The sequence below is a fragment of the Tunturiibacter gelidiferens genome, from assembly GCF_013410115.1.
GTDB classification, from domain to species: domain Bacteria; phylum Acidobacteriota; class Terriglobia; order Terriglobales; family Acidobacteriaceae; genus Edaphobacter; species Edaphobacter gelidiferens.
The window spans coordinates 973,034-990,853 of sequence record NZ_JACCCV010000002.1; the positions used below are offsets into that span (position 1 = coordinate 973,034).

At 59.0% G+C, this 17,820-nt stretch carries 15 protein-coding genes; 9 read left to right on the forward strand and 6 right to left on the reverse strand.

All coding sequences use genetic code 11. The features are described from left to right. The first annotated feature begins 111 nt into the window (after positions 1–111). Positions 112–675, forward strand: a complete 564-nt coding sequence (locus HDF12_RS16055) for an HdeD family acid-resistance protein (RefSeq protein ID WP_179584988.1) — start codon at positions 112–114, stop codon at positions 673–675. Between the two features lie 207 nt (positions 676–882). Here the strand turns inward: HDF12_RS16055 and HDF12_RS16060 are convergent, their stop codons facing one another. The 3 genes from HDF12_RS16060 to HDF12_RS16070 form a co-directional block, all read right to left on the reverse strand. Then, positions 883–1,548: a DUF2959 family protein gene (locus tag HDF12_RS16060; RefSeq protein ID WP_179584990.1), complete on the reverse strand. Its 666-nt coding sequence runs from the start codon at positions 1,546–1,548 to the stop codon at positions 883–885. A gap of 73 nt (positions 1,549–1,621) precedes the next feature. Continuing rightward, the gene (locus tag HDF12_RS16065; protein WP_179584992.1) at positions 1,622–2,320 is read right to left on the reverse strand and encodes a DUF2306 domain-containing protein; all 699 of its coding nucleotides are present in this window, start codon (positions 2,318–2,320) and stop codon (positions 1,622–1,624) included. Positions 2,321–2,407: 87 nt separating this feature from the next. Then, complete coding sequence (locus tag HDF12_RS16070; RefSeq protein ID WP_179584994.1) at positions 2,408–3,607, reverse strand: type II secretion system F family protein; 1,200 nt, start codon at positions 3,605–3,607, stop codon at positions 2,408–2,410. Positions 3,608–3,878: 271 nt separating this feature from the next. Between HDF12_RS16070 and HDF12_RS16075 the strand changes: the two genes are divergently transcribed. Next, positions 3,879–7,187 (forward strand): FG-GAP-like repeat-containing protein, encoded by a 3,309-nt coding sequence (locus HDF12_RS16075; RefSeq protein ID WP_179584997.1) that lies wholly within the window; start codon positions 3,879–3,881, stop codon positions 7,185–7,187. Between the two features lie 87 nt (positions 7,188–7,274). Here the strand turns inward: HDF12_RS16075 and HDF12_RS16080 are convergent, their stop codons facing one another. Beyond that, positions 7,275–7,865: a TetR/AcrR family transcriptional regulator gene (locus HDF12_RS16080; protein WP_179584999.1), complete on the reverse strand. Its 591-nt coding sequence runs from the start codon at positions 7,863–7,865 to the stop codon at positions 7,275–7,277. 151 nt (positions 7,866–8,016) lie between these two features. Between HDF12_RS16080 and HDF12_RS16085 the strand changes: the two genes are divergently transcribed. Continuing rightward, complete coding sequence (locus HDF12_RS16085) at positions 8,017–9,681, forward strand: DHA2 family efflux MFS transporter permease subunit (RefSeq protein ID WP_179585001.1); 1,665 nt, start codon at positions 8,017–8,019, stop codon at positions 9,679–9,681. 87 nt (positions 9,682–9,768) lie between these two features. Here HDF12_RS16085 and HDF12_RS16090 read toward each other — a convergent pair whose 3' ends face one another. After that, positions 9,769–10,314, reverse strand: coding sequence for a carboxymuconolactone decarboxylase family protein (locus HDF12_RS16090; RefSeq protein WP_179585003.1), 546 nt, complete (start codon positions 10,312–10,314; stop codon positions 9,769–9,771). Between the two features lie 192 nt (positions 10,315–10,506). Between HDF12_RS16090 and HDF12_RS16095 the strand changes: the two genes are divergently transcribed. The 5 genes from HDF12_RS16095 to HDF12_RS16115 all read left to right on the forward strand — a co-directional run bounded on the left by HDF12_RS16095 (position 10,507) and on the right by HDF12_RS16115 (position 15,768). Then, positions 10,507–11,067, forward strand: coding sequence for a TetR/AcrR family transcriptional regulator (locus HDF12_RS16095; RefSeq protein ID WP_179585005.1), 561 nt, complete (start codon positions 10,507–10,509; stop codon positions 11,065–11,067). Positions 11,068–11,182: 115 nt separating this feature from the next. Next, entirely contained in the window at positions 11,183–11,755 is a 573-nt protein-coding gene (locus HDF12_RS16100) for a PP2C family protein-serine/threonine phosphatase (protein WP_179585007.1), read from the forward strand. Between the two features lie 164 nt (positions 11,756–11,919). Next, a complete protein-coding gene (locus tag HDF12_RS16105; protein ID WP_218892484.1) occupies positions 11,920–12,636 on the forward strand; it encodes a hypothetical protein in 717 nt (238 codons plus the stop codon). A gap of 121 nt (positions 12,637–12,757) precedes the next feature. After that, positions 12,758–13,087: a PadR family transcriptional regulator gene (locus HDF12_RS16110; protein WP_179585009.1), complete on the forward strand. Its 330-nt coding sequence runs from the start codon at positions 12,758–12,760 to the stop codon at positions 13,085–13,087. 14 nt (positions 13,088–13,101) lie between these two features. Then, on the forward strand, positions 13,102–15,768 hold the full coding sequence (locus HDF12_RS16115) for an ABC transporter permease (protein WP_179585011.1): 2,667 nt from the start codon (positions 13,102–13,104) through the stop codon (positions 15,766–15,768). Between the two features lie 33 nt (positions 15,769–15,801). Here HDF12_RS16115 and HDF12_RS16120 read toward each other — a convergent pair whose 3' ends face one another. After that, positions 15,802–16,668: an NmrA family NAD(P)-binding protein gene (locus HDF12_RS16120; RefSeq protein WP_179585013.1), complete on the reverse strand. Its 867-nt coding sequence runs from the start codon at positions 16,666–16,668 to the stop codon at positions 15,802–15,804. A gap of 101 nt (positions 16,669–16,769) precedes the next feature. Between HDF12_RS16120 and HDF12_RS16125 the strand changes: the two genes are divergently transcribed. Beyond that, complete coding sequence (locus HDF12_RS16125; protein ID WP_257025700.1) at positions 16,770–17,711, forward strand: LysR family transcriptional regulator; 942 nt, start codon at positions 16,770–16,772, stop codon at positions 17,709–17,711. The last annotated feature ends 109 nt before the right edge of the window (positions 17,712–17,820 follow it).

Below are 17,820 nucleotides of genomic sequence, written 5' to 3' on the forward strand. Positions count from 1 at the left end.
GAGACGAAACTTCCGTCCAATCTTCTATTATTCAGCAGAATCACCTCTTATGGTATCCTCCGCGCAACCCCGTTTAGTCTCACAGACCTACGTCTTTTGGAGGACCCCACCATGAGCACCTACCCACCCACCTTAGCCGCGCTCGCCCCCAAAGCCATCAACTGGTCCATAGCCCTCAGCATTCTGCTCATCCTGGCTGGCCTCTTCGCTATTCTCGTCCCGCCGTTCTCGGGCATCGCGGTCACACTCATCTTTGCCTGGGCGATGATCATCAGTGGAATCACACACTTCGTCTTCGCCTTCAAGACCCACACCACCGGCGGCGTGCTCTGGGAGCTGCTCGTCGGCGCCATCTACCTCTTCACGGGCGTCTATCTCCTGCTGCACCCGCTCGATGCCCTCATCGTCCTGACGCTGATCCTTGCCGTCTATCTGGTCTTCGAAGGAATCGTGGAGATCATCCAATCCTTCCAGCTTCGTCCCCGCCACGGAGCGAGCTGGCTCTTGTTCGACGGTGTCATCACTCTCATCCTGGCCATTATGATTTGGCGCTCGTGGCCTGCGAGCACGGTCTGGGTCATCGGAACGCTGGTCGGTATCAGCATGATGTTCAGCGGCTTCTCCCGCCTCATGCTCTCGCTCGCCGCCAAGCGCGTGCTCAAGCAGAGTCTCTGACAGACCATGTCCTGCCGGACGGGCTCCCTGCGCGGGAAGCGGTCACTTCGTGACGGGTATACCGGTCTTGGCTAAGCCAGCAGCATAGAGCCTCCCGCTGGTCGGCGCCATCTTTCCTCCGACCAACGGGAGGACCACGCGAAGCAGTAAAAGGGCGTGCGAACGCCCGCCCCACGCGCAGTGGGCCCGTCCGGCAGGACAGATCTTCTAAGGCTGATCCGTATTCAAAGAAGCAATCAAAGCATCGGCCTGCGCGATCGACGCATCCAGGCTCACCATCAGCACATCCACATCGGTCGACATCTGCGCCGAGGTTCCCTTCAACGATCCAATCGCCCGCGCATTCAAATTATGCTTTAGAAACGTCACCTGATCGCGAAACGCCGTGATGACCGGTGTCATCCGCGCCTCAGTCTGCCGCATCGACTTGATGTATCCCGCCTCACTTAACCGCGACTGCCGCAGCATCACCGCAGACTGCGCCTTCAGCTTCTTGTTCTCCATCCCATCGATCTCCTTCTGCCACTCCTTGAAGAGATCGTTCGACACCTGATCGATCGAGTCGATGCGGTTGTGCAGCTTCTGCGCACTATCCGCAGCCTTCTCGTACTCTCCGTTTAATTTTTTGTAGTTCTTCTCCAGCGACCCACCCTGAAACCCGGTCAGCTCCTGAAACGACTCCATCGTCGTTTTGATCTGCTCCTTCGCCTGCTGCTGGTCCTTCTTCGAGTCCTTCACCCGCGACACCAGAATGTCCCGCTTCTCCTTGCCAAACGTCTTCATCGCCTTGTAGTAGGAGCTGGTACACCCAGCCAGAAGAATCAGCGGAGCCACCGCCATCACGTATCGCAACACCCAACGCCGAGAGATCACAGTCAACTCCTCCACCCCGCCAGAGCTTGACGAATTGTAACCTCTCTCTCAAAGACCCTGGCCTGAATGCGCCCTAACCCACAACAGGAAGCCGGTCTCCCCTCGAACGCAGCCAGAGTTCAATAGCAATCGTGTTGATCGAAAATCCGATCCAGAACGCAACGCCGAAGAACTGCGCCGGCTCAAGATGCGTCAACCGGCTCGTAGCAAAGAACACACCCATCACCGGCCGCGTGGTTGCGATACCAAGAAGAATCGCAACCGACCGCAACATCCAGCGCATCTTTTCAACCGCCTCACCCCGCCGCGCAGCCACAAAGGCCCGCAGCAGCGAAAACAAGAAGAGGCTGTTGAACAACAGAACAGCCGACCGCTCCACCCACCCTCCAACCGGATGAGCGCTCATGGCATACGCGGTAACTCCCACCCAGGCTCCCAACGGGAAGAACAGCCGCTCCGCCCATATCGTCCTCGACCGTTGCAACAGCACAGACGGACTCAGCAGCACAAACGCCATCGCCGGAAGAATATGCGCAAGCGTCAAAGCTTCATGCGACGCAAACACCGCATCAAGGGCCGCCGTCGGCGACGACGATCCACCCTGCGCCAGATGAGCAAACACCGCGACTCGACGCAGCACTACCGCCACCGCAATCACAACGCAGAACCAGAAACCCACCTTCAGCCACCCAGGATACTGATGATATTTAGGATAGGCACGAAAGGAGCCCTCTCGCACCTCGACTCCCCGTGCCGAAGCCTTCGTATCCATACCCCCTCCCTGCTGCGAGACCAAGCCGCAATCCGCTCAGACACGCGAGGATACCCGAAGGTACGCAAAGAAGAATCCCGCCGTTCCCTACTGTCCGCCCGTTCCGCCCGCGCTCAAGCTGAAGATCGGCAGATACAGCGCAATCAGAATCGTCGTCACCACCAGCCCCATCATGATCAGGATCAGCGGCTCGATCAGACTCATCGCAGCGGTAAGATTCGTCTGCACATCCTCCTCAAAAAACTCCGCCACCGAATTCAACATCTGCGGCAGCGCGCCAGTCGACTCGCCCACCTCGATCATCTCGATCGCCAGCTCCGGAAACACCTTCGTCGCCTGCAGACTGACCGACAAACCCTTCCCCTCGCGGACCGTCTCCACAGACTTATAGACCGCGCTCGCAATCTCCCGCGAATCGATCGACTTCGCCGCCGTCTCAAGCGATGGCACCAACGGCAAACCGCCCGTCAACAGCGTCGAAAGCGTCCGCGAAAACAACCCCACCTGGTACTTCAGCCACACACTGCCAAACACCGGCAGTTTGATCCGAATCTTATCGATCAGTCTCGCGCCCGCATCTGTCTTCGACCAGCGATACAGCAAAAATCCAACAGCCCCCACCACCACCGCTACGTAGATTCCGTAAGCCTGCGCCTCGCGCCCCAAATCCAGCAAAAACGTAGTCAACGCAGGCAGCTTCGTCCCTAGCTGATCGTAAAGCTGCGCAAACCGCGGCACCACAAACGTGATCAGAAAAATAAACAGCGCAATCACCATTACCACGAGCAGCGCCGGATAGATCAGACTCGCCTTCAGCTTTTTCCGAAACGTCAGCGACACCCGCTGAAAGTCCAGAAACCGCTGCAGCACCTCTTCCAGATTTCCCGACCGCTCTCCCGCCAGCAGCGTCGTCGTATACACGATCGGAAATCCACCCTGCGCCTCGAACGCCTGCGAGATCGACTCACCCGTCTTCACCCGCGATGCCACGTCCTCCAGCTGCGCGCGAAAGTGCGGAATCTTCTGCCGCTTGCCCAGCAGCTCCAGCGACCCCAGAATCGGCAACCCAGCCTTGATCAAAGTCAAAAACTGTTGATTGAAGACCAGAAACGTCTCCAGCTTCACCTTCTTCTTGCTCGCCCCCAGCGCACTCTTCGCCTTGACCGAATAGACGAAGTACCCCGCCTGCGTAAACCGCGCCTTCAACTCCTCTGCGGTAGCCGCCGCATGGCTCTGCTCCATCACCCGTCCGCGCTCGTCCGCCAGCTTGATTACAAACTCAGTCATAGACCCTACGGCACCAGTCTCCGCTCAAAGTTACACGTCCATCTTAGACGTTCCCACAACCAAAACGCGTCTCAGAATGACACACCTTCTCCATCCCCCAAACAGTTCACAAGATCCTCTACGACCAGGCAACTGCGCTCTTGTATGATCTGGTGTGACATTCCGGGTCACCTCCGGTGAGATTCGCAGGTGGCACCGACTCGCACATACAAGCACGGTACGAGATCCACAAACCTCTTCCCGCTGAGCATCTTTGAAGGACATGCCACAAATGACTGCGACCTCTTGGTTCAAGACCCCCTCCGGAGCCCGATCACTCCTCGTCCTCCTGATCGCCCCATTCCTCACCCTTCCCGCCGTCGCTCAGACTCAAAAACCCATCTACCCAACGCTTCCGTACAACTTCGCACTCTTCCCAACAGCCACCGGCGCATTCGGAGACTTCAATGGCGATGGACGAATTGATGAGGCCACTCCAAACGGTATCAACGCGATGGGCCTAAGACTGAACAACGGCCCGGCGTCATCTCCAACTCTTACAAGCATCCCACTGTCATGCTCCCCGCAATTCGTTTTGGCAACGGATTTGAATAATGACAACAAGATTGACCTTGCCTTTTCATGTTCAGGTGCGTACGTCGGTGTAATGCTAGGGAATGGGGACGGTACCTTTCAAACAGCGTCCTACTACCCGGTCCCTTCGAGCGCGCTTAGCGGAATCACCGCAGTCGATCTAAACGGAGACGGTTACCTCGATATCGCCGTTGTCGCAGATACGGTGAATGTGGGCGTACTTCTCAATCAGGGCGTCGGCAAACCAGGATCGCTCTCTTCGCCTAAGCTCTATCCCGCGCCGTCAGGTGTATCTCTGTCTACCATCAACGCTGGTGACTTCAATGGCGATGGCAAGCAGGACATCATCGCAGGCTACACGCAAATTGCGATCTATTACGGAAACGGTGATGGAACGCTGAACACGCCACAACTCACTACGGCGAGCACAGGGACAGCTTTTGTCGTCGGGGATTTCAACCGCGACGGGTTGACCGACGTTGCCTACCTTGGACCGAATCCTCAGACCCCGACGTCATCGCTCCAGGTCTTGCTTGGCGACTCAAGTGGAACGTTGACGAACGGAAGCAGCCTGGCGCTCGACCCAACAGTAAAGTACCTATACATCGTTCCCTTCCAGAATACGAATGCCAGCAACATTACAAATCTCGCTCTCATTGGCAACGTGACGACTATTGCCCTCAACGACGGGGCTGGAGGTCTGACTCTTGGGGAGAGCTACGGCGTCTCCAACTTTGCCATACCTGAGACAGCTGATAATGGAATTACCAACCTTTACTTCCAATCCAATGTCGAGTCCATCGTCCTTGCAGGAAACGGCAACGGCACCTTTCAGGGCCCCAGAGCTACGTTGCTGGGCTCGAACTACCAAGCGGTGGCTGATCTAAACGCCGACGGACTCACAGATGTGCTTTCCACCGACGAGTCCGGCAACTTGATCGTAGCTCTAGGACGCGGCGATGGCAGCTTTACTGTGGTAAGCCGAACTCAAGTTTCCCCCAATCCTTTCGCTGGCCCAACTACGGTAGGGGACTTCAACGGAGATGGGAAGGAAGATGTCCTCTTCTTTCCGGGCGTAACACCTAGTGGCAATGCCCAGGTAGAATTTCTGGCGGGGAACGGAAACGGTACCTTCCAGCCCATCGTCAATGAGTTACAGATACCCGTTCCTGGGGTAGGAGCTACCGTCGTAGGAGACTTCAACGGCGACGGAAATCTAGACATCGTCTATACCACCCCTTCTTCAAGAGCCTATCCCTATGAGACTCTCTACTATCTTGCAGGCAATGGAGCCGGAAATTTCGCCGCTCCGGTCGAACTAGCGCAACAAATACCGAACTCCCTCGTTTCACCAATACTCATAGCCGACCTGAACGGAGACGGCATCCTCGATATCATCTGGGACAACTCCACTCTCCTGGGCAATGGCGATGGCACCTTCAACCGCCAACCTCTAAGCATCGCCGGAAACGCCATCTCTCTCAGCGATTTGAATGGCGACGGAAAACCGGATCTGGTGGTCTACAATAACGGCCCTACCGGTGTTAGCTTATATGCTGGAAATGGGGATGGGACATTTCAGACAACACCGTTTTACACTCCCGACCTCACGGGCACCTTTCCTTATGGCGCCTCCCCGTTAGCGTCAATTGGGGATGTCAACGCAGATGGCCACCCGGATCTGCTCCTGCAATCTTTTCCTTATGGGCAGCCTGGAGTTCTTGCGGTGTTTTTAGGAGACGGTACAGGTAACTTCGTTCTTGAGAATACCTATCCTCTAATTAGTACAGGCTTCTCGATGCTGGCTCGACTTAATGCTCAAGCGCCCAGTCTGCCAGGCGATCATACGCTCGACTACGTCTACACAGCAGGTGGTGCAACCATATCTCTCCTTAACCAGCTCAACCCCGCTCCAACCGCTCCGGCTCCTCTTCCCTCGAAGACCACACTCGCGGCCTCCTCAACCAGCGCAGCGCCCGGCCAGCAGCTCACCCTCACAGCAACGGTCACCGGAGCCAGCCCAACCGGCACAGTCTCCTTCATCACCAACGGCAAAGCACTCGGAACAGCAGCTATCACCAACGGCACCGCCGCTCTCGCCACTTCCTTCGCGGCGGCCGGCACCTATCCCGTCATCGCCAACTACCCCGGAGACGCTAACAATACTCCAAGCTCCTCCAACGCAGTCTCGATCTTCGTCGCTCCCGTAAATTCCACCACCACCCTCTCCGTCTCTGCAGGCAGCGCCGGAACTAACCAGCAACTCACCTTCACGGCGTCGGTCACTGGTCTCAACCCAACCGGTAAAGTTACATTCGCCTCGTCAACCGCAACGCTCGGCACCACCTCACTCATCAACGGAGTGGCGACGCTACCCTTCGCCTTCACTGCCACCGGCAGTTTTGCCGTTACAGCAACCTACGCCGGCGACGTTGCCAACCTCGGCAGCGCCTCCACACCAGTCACAGTAACGGTCGCCGCGCCGGACTACACCATCACCGCTTCCCCGTCCTCCGCAACGATCAAGGCCGGACAGTCTGCCACCACCACTCTCACCGTCACCCCTGTGGGTGGCTACACCGGCACGGTGAAATTCTCCTGCGGCACGCTGCCCACCGGCGTCGGCTGCACCTTCGCCCCCTCCTCTGTAACCCCATCGAGCGGCGCGGCAACTTCAACCCTCACCATCACAACCACCGCGCCAACCACCGCCTTCCTGCGCAGACTCTCCGTTCCGCTGCAAGGTGTTGCGTGGGCCAGCCTTCTCTTTCTGGCCTTCTCTCCCCGCCGCACCCGCGGACTCAACCGTCGCTTCGCGCGCGCAATGTTGTTCACACTCTTACTAGCTGCAGGCCTGTTTACTTTCTCTGGCTGCAGCTCTTCCTCGCCTTCCAACCCCGTCACCAATCCGGGCACCCCAGCCGGCGCCCAGACCATCACCGTAACCACCGCAGACTCCTCTGGCAACCTCTCACACGCAATCAACTTTCAAGTGACCGTGCAGTGATCGGTCGCGCAGAAAAGAATCGTTCCTAAAAATCAACCCATAAAAAATCCCCGGGATCACCGGGGATTTTACTTGTCTCGAACTGCCCTACGAAGCAGCCTCGATCCCGCCCAACATCATCTCAAGCGACTCCCGCGCATCCTGCACCGCAGTCCGATTCCCCTCCAGCCGGCTGATCATCAGCGCTCCCTCCAGCGTCGCAATAATCGTGTTCGCAACCCGCCGCGGCTCTACCTCTCCCCGAATCTCCCCACCCTCGATCCCTTCCTCCACAATGCTCGCAAGCCGCGCCTTCCACTCCTTCATCGCCGCGCACACCAGGCTGCGCAGCAACGGATTCCCATCATCCGCATCGATCGCCGTATTCATCAGCGGGCATCCCCCCGGAAAGATCCCCGGAGTCTCCGCAAACCGCCTCACCGAGTACTTCAGCTTCTCCACTGCCCCCGGAATCGCATCCTGCCCTTCACGCCGCGCCTTGGCCACCCGCGCCCACGCATACCGAAACGCCTCCGCCGCAAGCTCCTCCTTGCTCTCGAAGTGACGATAAACCCCACCCTTCTCCAACCCCGTCGCATCCAGCACGTCCTGCATCGAGCACCCCGCAAAACCCCTCTGATTGAAGATCGGAGCCGCCTCCTCGATGATTCTCTGCCGCGTCAACTCACCTTTTCCCATACCTTTAGCCTCGCTGTGCCGCCCGCTTCGAAATCCTACAGCAGGAAAAACGAATCGTGCAGCGCCTCTCATGAATCAGATGCTTAAAGAAACCGTTCAGTCTCTTTTTTGAGAGGCCCTATCAGCGGTTCGGGAGGAGATCGACACATCCATGGCCACCGCCACCCTCATTGAACCAGTCCAGGTCGCCCCGCCAAAGTCTAAAAAAGTCGCTCAAGCCCCCCGCCGCCCCGTCATCAACCCCTGGGTCGTCGCCCTCACCGTCACCCTGGCCACCTTCATGGAGCTGCTCGACACCTCCATCGCCAACGTCTCGCTCCCCTACATCGCCGGCGGTCTCGGCCGCTCCTACGACGAGGTCACCTGGATCCTCACCACCTACCTCGTCGCCAACGCCGTCGTCCTGCCGATGTCCGCGTGGCTCTCCCGCGTCTTCGGCCGCAAGACCTACTACATGGCCTGCGTCGCCCTCTTCACCATCACATCGTTCTTCTGCGGCATCGCTCCCACCCTCGGGATCATGCTCCTCTCGCGCGTCCTGCAAGGCATCGGCGGCGGCGGCCTCGCCCCGGTCGAACAGGCCATCCTCGTAGACGCCTTCCCCCCCGCCAAACGCGCCTCCGCCTTCGCCCTCTACACCGTCGCCATCGTCACTGCCCCGGCCATCGGCCCCGTCCTAGGCGGCTGGATCACCGACAACTACAACTGGCGCTGGGTCTTCTTCATCAACATCCCCGTCGGCCTGCTCTCCCTCTTCCTCACCAACCGCTTCGTCCACGACCCACCCGCCTACGCCGAAGAGCGCAAGACCGTCCGCGGCCCAGCGGTTAACGGAAAGCCAGGAAAACTCCGCGTCGACGGCATCGGCATCGCCCTCGTCGGCCTCGGCTCCGCTGCCCTCGAAGTCCTCCTCGACCGCGGCCAGATCGACGACTGGTTCGGCTCCCGCTTTATCATCACGATGTTCGTCATCGGCATCTCCTGCCTCACCGCCGCAGTCTTTTGGGAGCTTCACGTCCCCGATCCCATCATCGACTTCCGCCTCCTCAAGGTCCGCAACTTCGCCCTCGCCAACTTCTTCTACTTCGTCTTCGGCTTCGGCCTCTTCGCCTCCACCACCATGATCCCGCAGCTCCTCCAGTCCCTCTACGGCTACCGCGCCATCGACGCCGGTCTGGTACTTGGGCCGGGAGCCTTAGTCATCACCTTCCTCGCCCCCGTAGGCGCGCAGCTGGTTCAACGAGGCATCGTCAAGCCCCGCATCCTGCTCTTCGGAGCCGTCATGATCGTCGGCATGTCCTTCCTCCATTACAGCCACTTCAACCTCGACACCGACTACAAGCATTACGCCCTCGCCCGCGCGCTCCAGGGTCTCGGCTACGGCTTCTTCTTCGTGCCGCTCTCGGTCATCGCCTACTCGCAGCTCAGCCCGGCGCAAAACAACAAAGCCTCATCGCTCACCAACTTCTTCCGCAACTGGGGCGGCAGCTTCGGCATCGCCTTCATCACCACCATGTCCGAGCGCCGCCAGAACTTCCATCAGGAGCGCGTAGGCTCAAACATCGCAGCCTCGAACGGCGCTCTCCAGCAGAACATCCACCAGACTGCCGCCTACCTGCAATCCCACGGCATGTCAGCAGCCGACGCCGTCACCGCAGCCTACGGACGCGTCTACGACCAGCTCCACGCCCAAACCCAGCTCCTCGCCTTCATGGACTGCTTCCACATCATCGGCGTCATCACCCTCATCGCAGCCCCACTGGTCCTGCTCACCAAAAGCTTCAAAGCACCCGCCAAAGCTCCAGAAGGCCACTAAGCTTTCGCGGAGCACGGGCCAGAACTATGCAGCCCGCGCACTGGAGAACTTCTGCCGATACGCGGGCTGCGCCAACTCGACCGATCGTCAGCCTGCCTTGGCAAACGAGACCTTCGGAAAATCAATCTCGACCTGCGCCGCATTGTTGAAGTAGTTCGTCAGCACGTTCAACGCGACGTGAGCAATAATCTCGGCTACCTCGCCATCATTGAAGCCGGCCACGCGAACCGCAGCAAGATCCTCATCGCTTATCTCTCCACGAGTCTCCAGAACACGACGCGCAAACGTTAACGCCGCGGTAGCGCGCGCATCTTGACCATGCCCGCTGCGGGCCTCGCCAATTTGCTCCGACGTCAGGCCAACCATCTTCCCGATAGCCGAATGAGCCGAGAGGCAATAATCACAATGGTTTTCCTGCGCGGTCACCAGGGCAAGCTGCTCCCGAGTCTTGGCATCCAGCAGACTGTGGCTCAAAGCACCACTCAACCCCAGATAACCCTCCAGAACAGCAGGCGAGTTCACCATGACCTTGGTCATATTGGGCACGATCCCGAGAGCACCGTGGACAGCAGTGAGCAGATCCTTTGCCTTACCGGTTGCAACATTTGGATCGATAGCGGAAAGACGCGACATAGAAATTCTCCTCGTTGGTTCGAATGAACTGCAAGCCTAAACTTCTGACTCACCTCGTTTGATACCGAACGATCGGTAAAGTTGCAAAAGAATTTTATAAATTTACAAATGCACCGAAAATGAAGCGAACGAACGATCGGGATACTCTAAAGAAGTGGGAACGAAGAAGGTCGAAGCGAAGGGAGATTCAACATGGCACACTCCACCGTAAGCGATCAGGAGCTGCTCGTCCGGTCTGCAGGAGTATTTCGCACATACGGCTTCGAGGGAACCAGCCTCGCACGCCTCTCGGAGGCGACAGGACTGGAAAAGGCAAGCCTGTACCACCGCTTCCCCGGAGGAAAGGAGCAGATCGCGTTGGCGGTCGCCGAAGGAACGCACGCATGGCTGCGGCAGAATGTCTTCGAGCCTCTCAAGGAGCCGGGAGATCCCCGCAAAAAACTTCGCGCCGCCATCGAGCAGCTACGAGCCTGTTATGCCGACGGCACCCTCCCCTGCGCCTTCGAGGTGCTCTCCCTCGCTGGCGGCAGCCCCGTGCTTGCCGACGCACTCAAAGGCGCACTCCAGGCCTGGATCAAAGCCTTCACCGACATAGCAAAAGAGAGCGGCCTGCCCAGCGCCGAGGCGCGCAAAAGAGCCGAGCAGGCAATCATCCAGATCGAAGGGTCCCTCATCGTTGGCCGCGTCCTTGGTGATACCAAGGCCTTTCGCAGAGCTCTCGACGAGTTACCCGCGCTCCTGACCTACGAGTAACTCGCCCTCTCAGGAAACGGCGCGTTCGACCAGCGTCTTCAGCACGGTCTCCAGCTCCAGTGTTCCCACTGATCCTGATCCCCTTCGCCTTCAAAAAGCGCCATAGCTTCGCCACATGGCTCGTCGCCTTCTTTGCCTTCTTCACCGAATGATCTCCGTCGTCCGCATCGCCTCCCAGCAAGGCTCCCGCACCCTCGCCGAGATGTTCACCGATCCAGCCGACATCCTCTCCGGTCTCAATCGCCGCCTGCACAACCGCCTGCAAAACGGATTCGTCACCTGCCTCATCCTCCGTCTCGAACCCGATGGCCTCTGCACCTTCGCCAACGCCGGCCATCTTCCGCCTTATCTCAACCAGAACGAGCTTCATCTTCCCGCCGCGCTCACTCTCGGCCTCGTCCCGTCAGCCAGGTACGAAGAGACAACGATTCAACTCGAAGTCGGAGACCGCCTCACCCTCTACACCGACGGTCTCCTCGAAGCCCGCAACCTCGACGGCGAACTCTTCGGCTTCGACCGCCTCCAGCAACTCGTCGCCACCAGTCCCGACGCCAAGCAGGCCACCGAGGCCGCCGTAGACTTCGGTCAGGAAGACGACCTCACCGTCCTCACGATCACGCGCCTCGCCACCGAAGTCGAATCCGCCACCGTACTCGAAGCGCCGCCACTCGTACCCTCAGTCGCCTGAAAACTTGCGAACTCGCGCGGCTCACAAACCCTGAGCCTTCGCGTCAGAGACTATGTAGATCGACGTTGGTTCCGTGGTCTACTATCCGCACCATAGCTGTTTTGCCATACCGGAGGCCGGTATGTGCGGGCCTGAAGCTGAAAATACGTGCACTGGAGAACTCCATGCCGAAGAAGCTGATCAGTCTCATCGCCTTACTCGTCACTGTGCAATTTGTCGTCCCCGGCACCCCCTGGCAGGCACGAGCGCAGGCGCCGGCGGCTCCCTATCCCGTCGCCGCTCCTCTCGATCAGTACCTCATCCCGGAGAAAACCTCCGAGATCGAGCTCGCTCGCAGTGCTGCCCCCGCATCCATCTCGGACGGAGCGGAGGTGCTTGTGCTCTCGCAGCAGGGCTACACGACCGCAGTCAAGGGCAGCAATGGCTTCGTCTGTCTGGTAGAGCGGTCATGGGCCAAGTCCACGGACGATCCGGAGTTCTGGAACCCCAAAGTTCAAGCCCCTCACTGCTTGAATGCGCCCGCCGCAAAGACCTATCTGCCTATTGTCCTGCTCAAGACCAAACTCGTGCTGGCAGGAAAGTCAAAGACGGAAATCGCGCAGACGCTCAAAGCGGCACTCGACAAAAAGGAACTACCCACGCTGGAGCCGAATGCGATGTGCTACATGATGTCAAAGCAGCAGTATTTAAGCGACGATGACACGCACTGGCATCCGCACATGATGTGGTATGTCCCGGGCGACGCAACTCAAAGCTGGGGAGCGAATCTGGCCGGGGTGCCCACGATTGCCGGCAATGTCCCCGAAGACCGCATGACCATCTTTCTCCTCCGAGTTGGCCACTGGTCGGACGGCACGCTCGCCCCCCAGGATACGCACTAGCAGTCAAAATCACTCACCTCAACACGCCGGAACCCTATCCGGCGGCGCTCCATCCTGCGCACCAACCCAAAAGAAAATAATTGTTGACTATCTACAATAGCCTTGTGTAGATAGTCATAGTATGGGTAAGCCAAGCGATCTCGTGCAGGGCACGTTAGACCTCCTCATCCTCAAAACCATCGCACTCGAGCCGATGCACGGCTGGGCCATCGCCAAACGCATCCAGCAGATCTCGAACGAGGTCCTCCAGGTCCAACAGGGCTCCCTCTATCCCGCTCTCCACCGCCTCGAGCAGCAGGCATGGATACGCGCCAAATGGAGCGAGACCGAAACCGGCCGACAGGCCAAGTTCTACTCCCTCACCGCCGCCGGACGCACCCAGTTGGAGCGTGAAAAGGAAAGCTGGAGCAGGCTCTCCAACGCCATCAACTTGGTGGTCGAGAACGTATAACAACGGAGGTACAAATGCGCTGGATCCAACGTCTCCGCATGGCCATGTTGATGCTCTTCCGCCGCAGCTCCGAAACAGCTCGTCTCGACCAGGAGATGCAGTTTCACCTCGACCAGCAGATCGCCGAAAACATAGCCGCCGGAATGGCCCCGGATCAGGCCCGCTCCGCCGCCTTGCGCACCTTTGGCAATCCAACCCTGCTTCACGATCAGGCGCGTTCCACCTGGAGTTGGAGCTGGCTGGAAAAGTTCACCCGCGACGTCCGATACGGCGCCCGAACCCTCGTCCGCTCTCCCGGCTTCGCCATCGTCGCCGTCCTCGTCATGGCCCTCGGCATCGGCGCCACCACCTCGCTGTTCACCATCGTGCGCGCCGTCCTGCTCAAGCCTCTGCCCTTCCACGATCCCAACAATCTCGTCATGGTCTACGAGCACTTTCACGACAACCAGCTCGGCGATGGATTCAACGTCGTCGCACCCGGCGACTTCCGCGACTGGCGTGCGCACACCAACGGCTATCAGGACATGGCCGCATGGCGCGAGTATGGCTTCAATCTCGCCGGCGAACACGCCGAACTACCCGAGGTCGTCAAGGCCGCAGGCGGCTCCTGGAATCTCTTTCCTCTCCTCGGTATTCAGATGGCCCACGGCCGCTCCTTCACCCCCGAAGAAGATCAGGTCGGTGCCAACCACGTTGTCCTGCTCACCTGGAACATCTTTCAAAGGCGCTTTGCCGGAGACGCCTCCATCGTAGGCAAACAGGTTCGTCTCGACAGCAATCCGTACACGGTCATCGGCGTCCTCCCCGCCTCGTTCACCTATCCCGATTCGAAGACCCAGGTCTGGGTGCCCTACGCACAAACCCTCACCGCACGCCAATACGACGCGCACGACAATCATCAAAGCCTCGTCATCGCCAGGCTCAAGCCTGGAGTCACCGCCACATCGGCGCTCGCACAAGTCAGCGCTCTGCAGTACCAACTGCATCTGGCCAACGCGTCGAAGCCCGTCGCAGAAAGCGCCGTCTCCCGGCCCATGATCGACGACGTAGTCCTCGACATAAAGACTCCACTCACCGTCCTCTTTTGCGCCGTCGGGTGCATGTTGCTCATCGCCTGTCTCAACGTCTCCAACCTCTTCGTCGCACGCAGCGCGGCCCGGCGCAAAGAGATCGCAGTGCGCGGCGCCCTGGGCGGCACACGTCTCACCCTCATCCGCGAACTGATGACCGAAAGCCTGTTGATCTGCACCGCCGGAGGTGTACTCGGACTGGCAATCTCTGCTCTCACAACCCACTGGCTCGCAACGCACTGGGACGCGCTGCCCCGCGCCGAGGTGGTGCGGATGGACGTCCCCGTCCTCGCCTTCTCCATGGGTCTCGTCGTCTTAACGGCGTTGTTGGCAGGTCTGCTGCCCGCCATCTCAGCAACCGGAAAGATGGCCTTCGGAGTCCTTCAGGAGTCCTCGCGATCCATCGGGGGCAGCACCTCGCGCGCAACAATACGCAAAACTCTCCTCGCAGTTGAAATCGCGCTCACCGTCATCCTGCTCTTCTCCGCCGGCCTCCTCTTCAAAAGCTTCATGCATCTCAGAACCACCGATCTTGGCTGCGTCACCGATCGTGTCCTCACCATCAAATACGGCCTGCCGGAGAATCAGTACAACACCAGGGAAAAGGTCGTAGCCTTCCATGAGTCTCTGCTCGAAAAAGTGCGACGCCTACCCGGAGTCATTTCTGCAGCCCTCGTCTCCACTCCTCCCGGAGGAGGCTACGAAGGCGACGACGTCTTCACCATCCCCGAGCACCCGCCAGCCGCCTCCGTCCTGCAAGACGACGCCATCTATCGTTCCGCCGATCCCGAATACTTCAAGGTCATGCAGATTCCACTCCTCAGCGGCCGCGTCTTCACCAATCAAGAGCGTCTCACCCGCGATCACTACATCGTCATCAGTAAAAAACTCGCCGACCAATACTTCTCCGGCGATAACCCCATCGGCCGGCATATCCGGGTAAGCTGGGACGTTCCAGAGCCGGAAAACTACGAGATCATCGGAGTAGTCGGCGACACGGTCTACGACGTCGCCGAGCCCATCAAACCCACCATGTACTTCCCTGTCCTGTCCGGCCTTCCCAACCAGGTCAGCAGCTCCACCATCATGGTGCGCACCCCCGGTGATCCACTCCTCCTCTCTGTTCCCGTGCAGAAACAAGTGGCCGCGCTCGATCCTTCGCTTCCCGTCTACGACGTTCTCACCATGCAACAGATCCTCGGCAAGACCACCGCCAGCCAGAGCTTCAGCGCTACTCTCACACTCGCCTTCGCCCTGCTCTCGCTGCTTCTCGCCGCCATCGGACTTTATGGCGTCCTCTCGTATCTCATCTCGCAGCGCATCACGGAGATCGGCATCCGCATCGCCCTCGGCGCCCAGCGCTCCCAGGTCCTGCGCCTCATTCTTCTAGACGGCCTGCGTCCCGTCTTCCTCGGCCTCCTCATCGGCCTCGCAGGCGGCGCAGTCGTCGGAACGCTCATACGGTCGATCCTCTTCGGAACCAGCCCCTACGATCCAGTCGTCTTCGCCGCCATGATTGGCAGTCTTCTGCTCACCGCCGTCGCCGCCTGCGCCATCCCCGCCCTTCGCGCTCTCAAGATCGATCCCATGCAAGCCCTGAGGACCGAGTAAGCGGTCAAATCCCTGACCGTGAGTCTTCCGGTCTTATACGGCAGCCTTTTCTACCAGGCCCTTCAAAACTGTCTCCAACTCAACCTTGCCCTTCCGCACCTCCGCGGGTCTCTCAAATTCAATCCAGCCTTCATTGAATCCATCGAGCATTCGCATCCACGGCGTCGGATTCTTCATCCCCTGCGAACGAGACAGCGCCTCCCACTCCTCACGCGGAAGAATCTCCACCGCAATCGGACGCTCCAGCACCTTTGCAAATCCAGCAGCCAGGTCATTCGGCGATACAGGGCGCGGCCCAGTCAACTCCACCACGCGATGCCCGCTCCATACCTCCTGCAACAACTCAGCGCCAAGCTGCGCGATATCCGCGGTCGCGATAAACGGAAACCCCTTATCAGCCGGAGTCAGGAAGCTATAAATCACGCCTTGGTCACGGGCAGAGACAACATTATGCGCTGAGTTCTCCATAAACCAGCCCGGACGCAGAATCGTCATCGGCAGGGACACCTCTCCCAGCATCCTCTCGAGGATCGTATGCAGTGACAGCAGATTCTGCTCAGTCGCCTGTGCTCCAATCGTCGAAAGATGCACCACCCTCTTCGGGCGCACAGACTTCAAAGCCTCCGTCAAAACCTTCGACATCGCCATATGTTCCGCGAAACCAGGCGTCGGATCGTATATCGGCGGAAGCATCGTAAACACGCCATCAACTCCCTGAAACGCTGCAGTCAGTGACTTCACATCATTCAAATCAGCAACCGCGATCTCGCATCCAAGCCTCGCCCACTCCTCACCCTTCTTGGCATCGCGCACGATCGCACGCACAGACTTCTTCGCAGCCAGCAGAGTTCTTGCCATCTCACCGCCGACATTACCCGTTACTCCCATCACTGCAAACATGGTCAATCTCCTTGAGGAATCAAAATCAGATCCGCATATAGGATGGGAAAATCAAAATGACTATTCATACATAAACAGAACTAGAATCATTACCAGCAGTTATGAATAAAATGACACCCTCCAATGCTCCGAATGATCGCCTGCTAAGCGGCATCAGTGTGCTCATGGCAGTTGTCGAAGGGGGTAGTTTCATCCGCGCAGCTGAGGCTCTCGGCATCACTCAGCCAGCCGTCAGTCGCTCCATCGCCCGCCTCGAATCCCGCGTCGGCGTTCGTCTGCTCGACCGCACCACCCGCTCCCTCACCCTGACCGCCGAAGGCCGCCGCCTCTACGAAGAGACCAGCCCTCTCCTCACCGGCATCGCCGACGCTGTCACCTTCGCCTCCGGATCTTCCGCCACCGTCCGTGGCCGCCTCCGCGTCAACATGGACCCGCTCTTCTCCAGCCTTCTCCTCGCCCCGCATCTGGGCGGCTTTCTCGACCGCTACCCCGAGGTCTCGCTCGAGCTCCTCACCCGCCCAGAGTTGGGCGACCTCGTCTCCGAAGGCTTTGATCTGGCTGTCCGCTTCGGCGAACCGCCCTCCTCATCACTCGTCGCACGCAAACTCCTCGAAACCCACATCGTCACCGTCGCGGCCCCATCGTATCTCGCCAGGCAGGGACGCCCAGAGAAGCCCACCGATCTGGCAAAACACCACTGCCTCCAATTCCGAGATCCACGAACCAACCAGCCCTACGAGTGGGAGTTCCATCGCGGCCGCAGGATCGTCCCCATCAAGACCTCAGGCCGTCTCATGCTCTCCGACCCCTACACCTTCCTCGGGGCCTGCGTCGCCGGAGCAGGAATCGCCCAGGTTCTCGCCCTCTCAGTCCAGACCGAACTCGACCGCGGTGATCTTATCGATATCTTCCCCAACTGGCCCGACGAGAGATTCCCCCTCTTCGCCCTCTACCCCTCCCGCCACCTTCCACCCGCCAAACTTCGCGCCTTCCTCGACTTCGTCCTCGAACTCGCGAACCCTCCCTCACGTCCTCAAAAATAAATCTGAAAAAGTTGGCGCATTTTTCGTTGTCCGCCAAACCGATGCCAAGCCACCACATCCACCACGCAAAACACCACGATCTCACCACAAAAACACCGCGTCCAAACCA

Bases quoted from the DNA above. Each gene is read 5' to 3' on its own strand.
- HDF12_RS16055 (WP_179584988.1), top strand. From the start codon at position 112: ATGAGCACCTACCCACCCACCTTAGCCGCGCTCGCCCCCAAAGCCATC.
- HDF12_RS16080 (WP_179584999.1), bottom strand. From the start codon at position 7,865: ATGGGAAAAGGTGAGTTGACGCGGCAGAGAATCATCGAGGAGGCGGCT.
- HDF12_RS16070 (WP_179584994.1), bottom strand. From the start codon at position 3,607: ATGACTGAGTTTGTAATCAAGCTGGCGGACGAGCGCGGACGGGTGATG.
- HDF12_RS16065 (WP_179584992.1), bottom strand. From the start codon at position 2,320: ATGGATACGAAGGCTTCGGCACGGGGAGTCGAGGTGCGAGAGGGCTCC.
- HDF12_RS16125 (WP_257025700.1), top strand. From the start codon at position 16,770: ATGAATAAAATGACACCCTCCAATGCTCCGAATGATCGCCTGCTAAGC.
- HDF12_RS16105 (WP_218892484.1), top strand. From the start codon at position 11,920: ATGCCGAAGAAGCTGATCAGTCTCATCGCCTTACTCGTCACTGTGCAA.
- HDF12_RS16095 (WP_179585005.1), top strand. From the start codon at position 10,507: ATGGCACACTCCACCGTAAGCGATCAGGAGCTGCTCGTCCGGTCTGCA.
- HDF12_RS16090 (WP_179585003.1), bottom strand. From the start codon at position 10,314: ATGTCGCGTCTTTCCGCTATCGATCCAAATGTTGCAACCGGTAAGGCA.
- HDF12_RS16120 (WP_179585013.1), bottom strand. From the start codon at position 16,668: ATGTTTGCAGTGATGGGAGTAACGGGTAATGTCGGCGGTGAGATGGCA.
- HDF12_RS16100 (WP_179585007.1), top strand. From the start codon at position 11,183: ATGGCTCGTCGCCTTCTTTGCCTTCTTCACCGAATGATCTCCGTCGTC.
- HDF12_RS16075 (WP_179584997.1), top strand. From the start codon at position 3,879: ATGACTGCGACCTCTTGGTTCAAGACCCCCTCCGGAGCCCGATCACTC.
- HDF12_RS16110 (WP_179585009.1), top strand. From the start codon at position 12,758: ATGGGTAAGCCAAGCGATCTCGTGCAGGGCACGTTAGACCTCCTCATC.
- HDF12_RS16085 (WP_179585001.1), top strand. From the start codon at position 8,017: ATGGCCACCGCCACCCTCATTGAACCAGTCCAGGTCGCCCCGCCAAAG.
- HDF12_RS16115 (WP_179585011.1), top strand. From the start codon at position 13,102: ATGCGCTGGATCCAACGTCTCCGCATGGCCATGTTGATGCTCTTCCGC.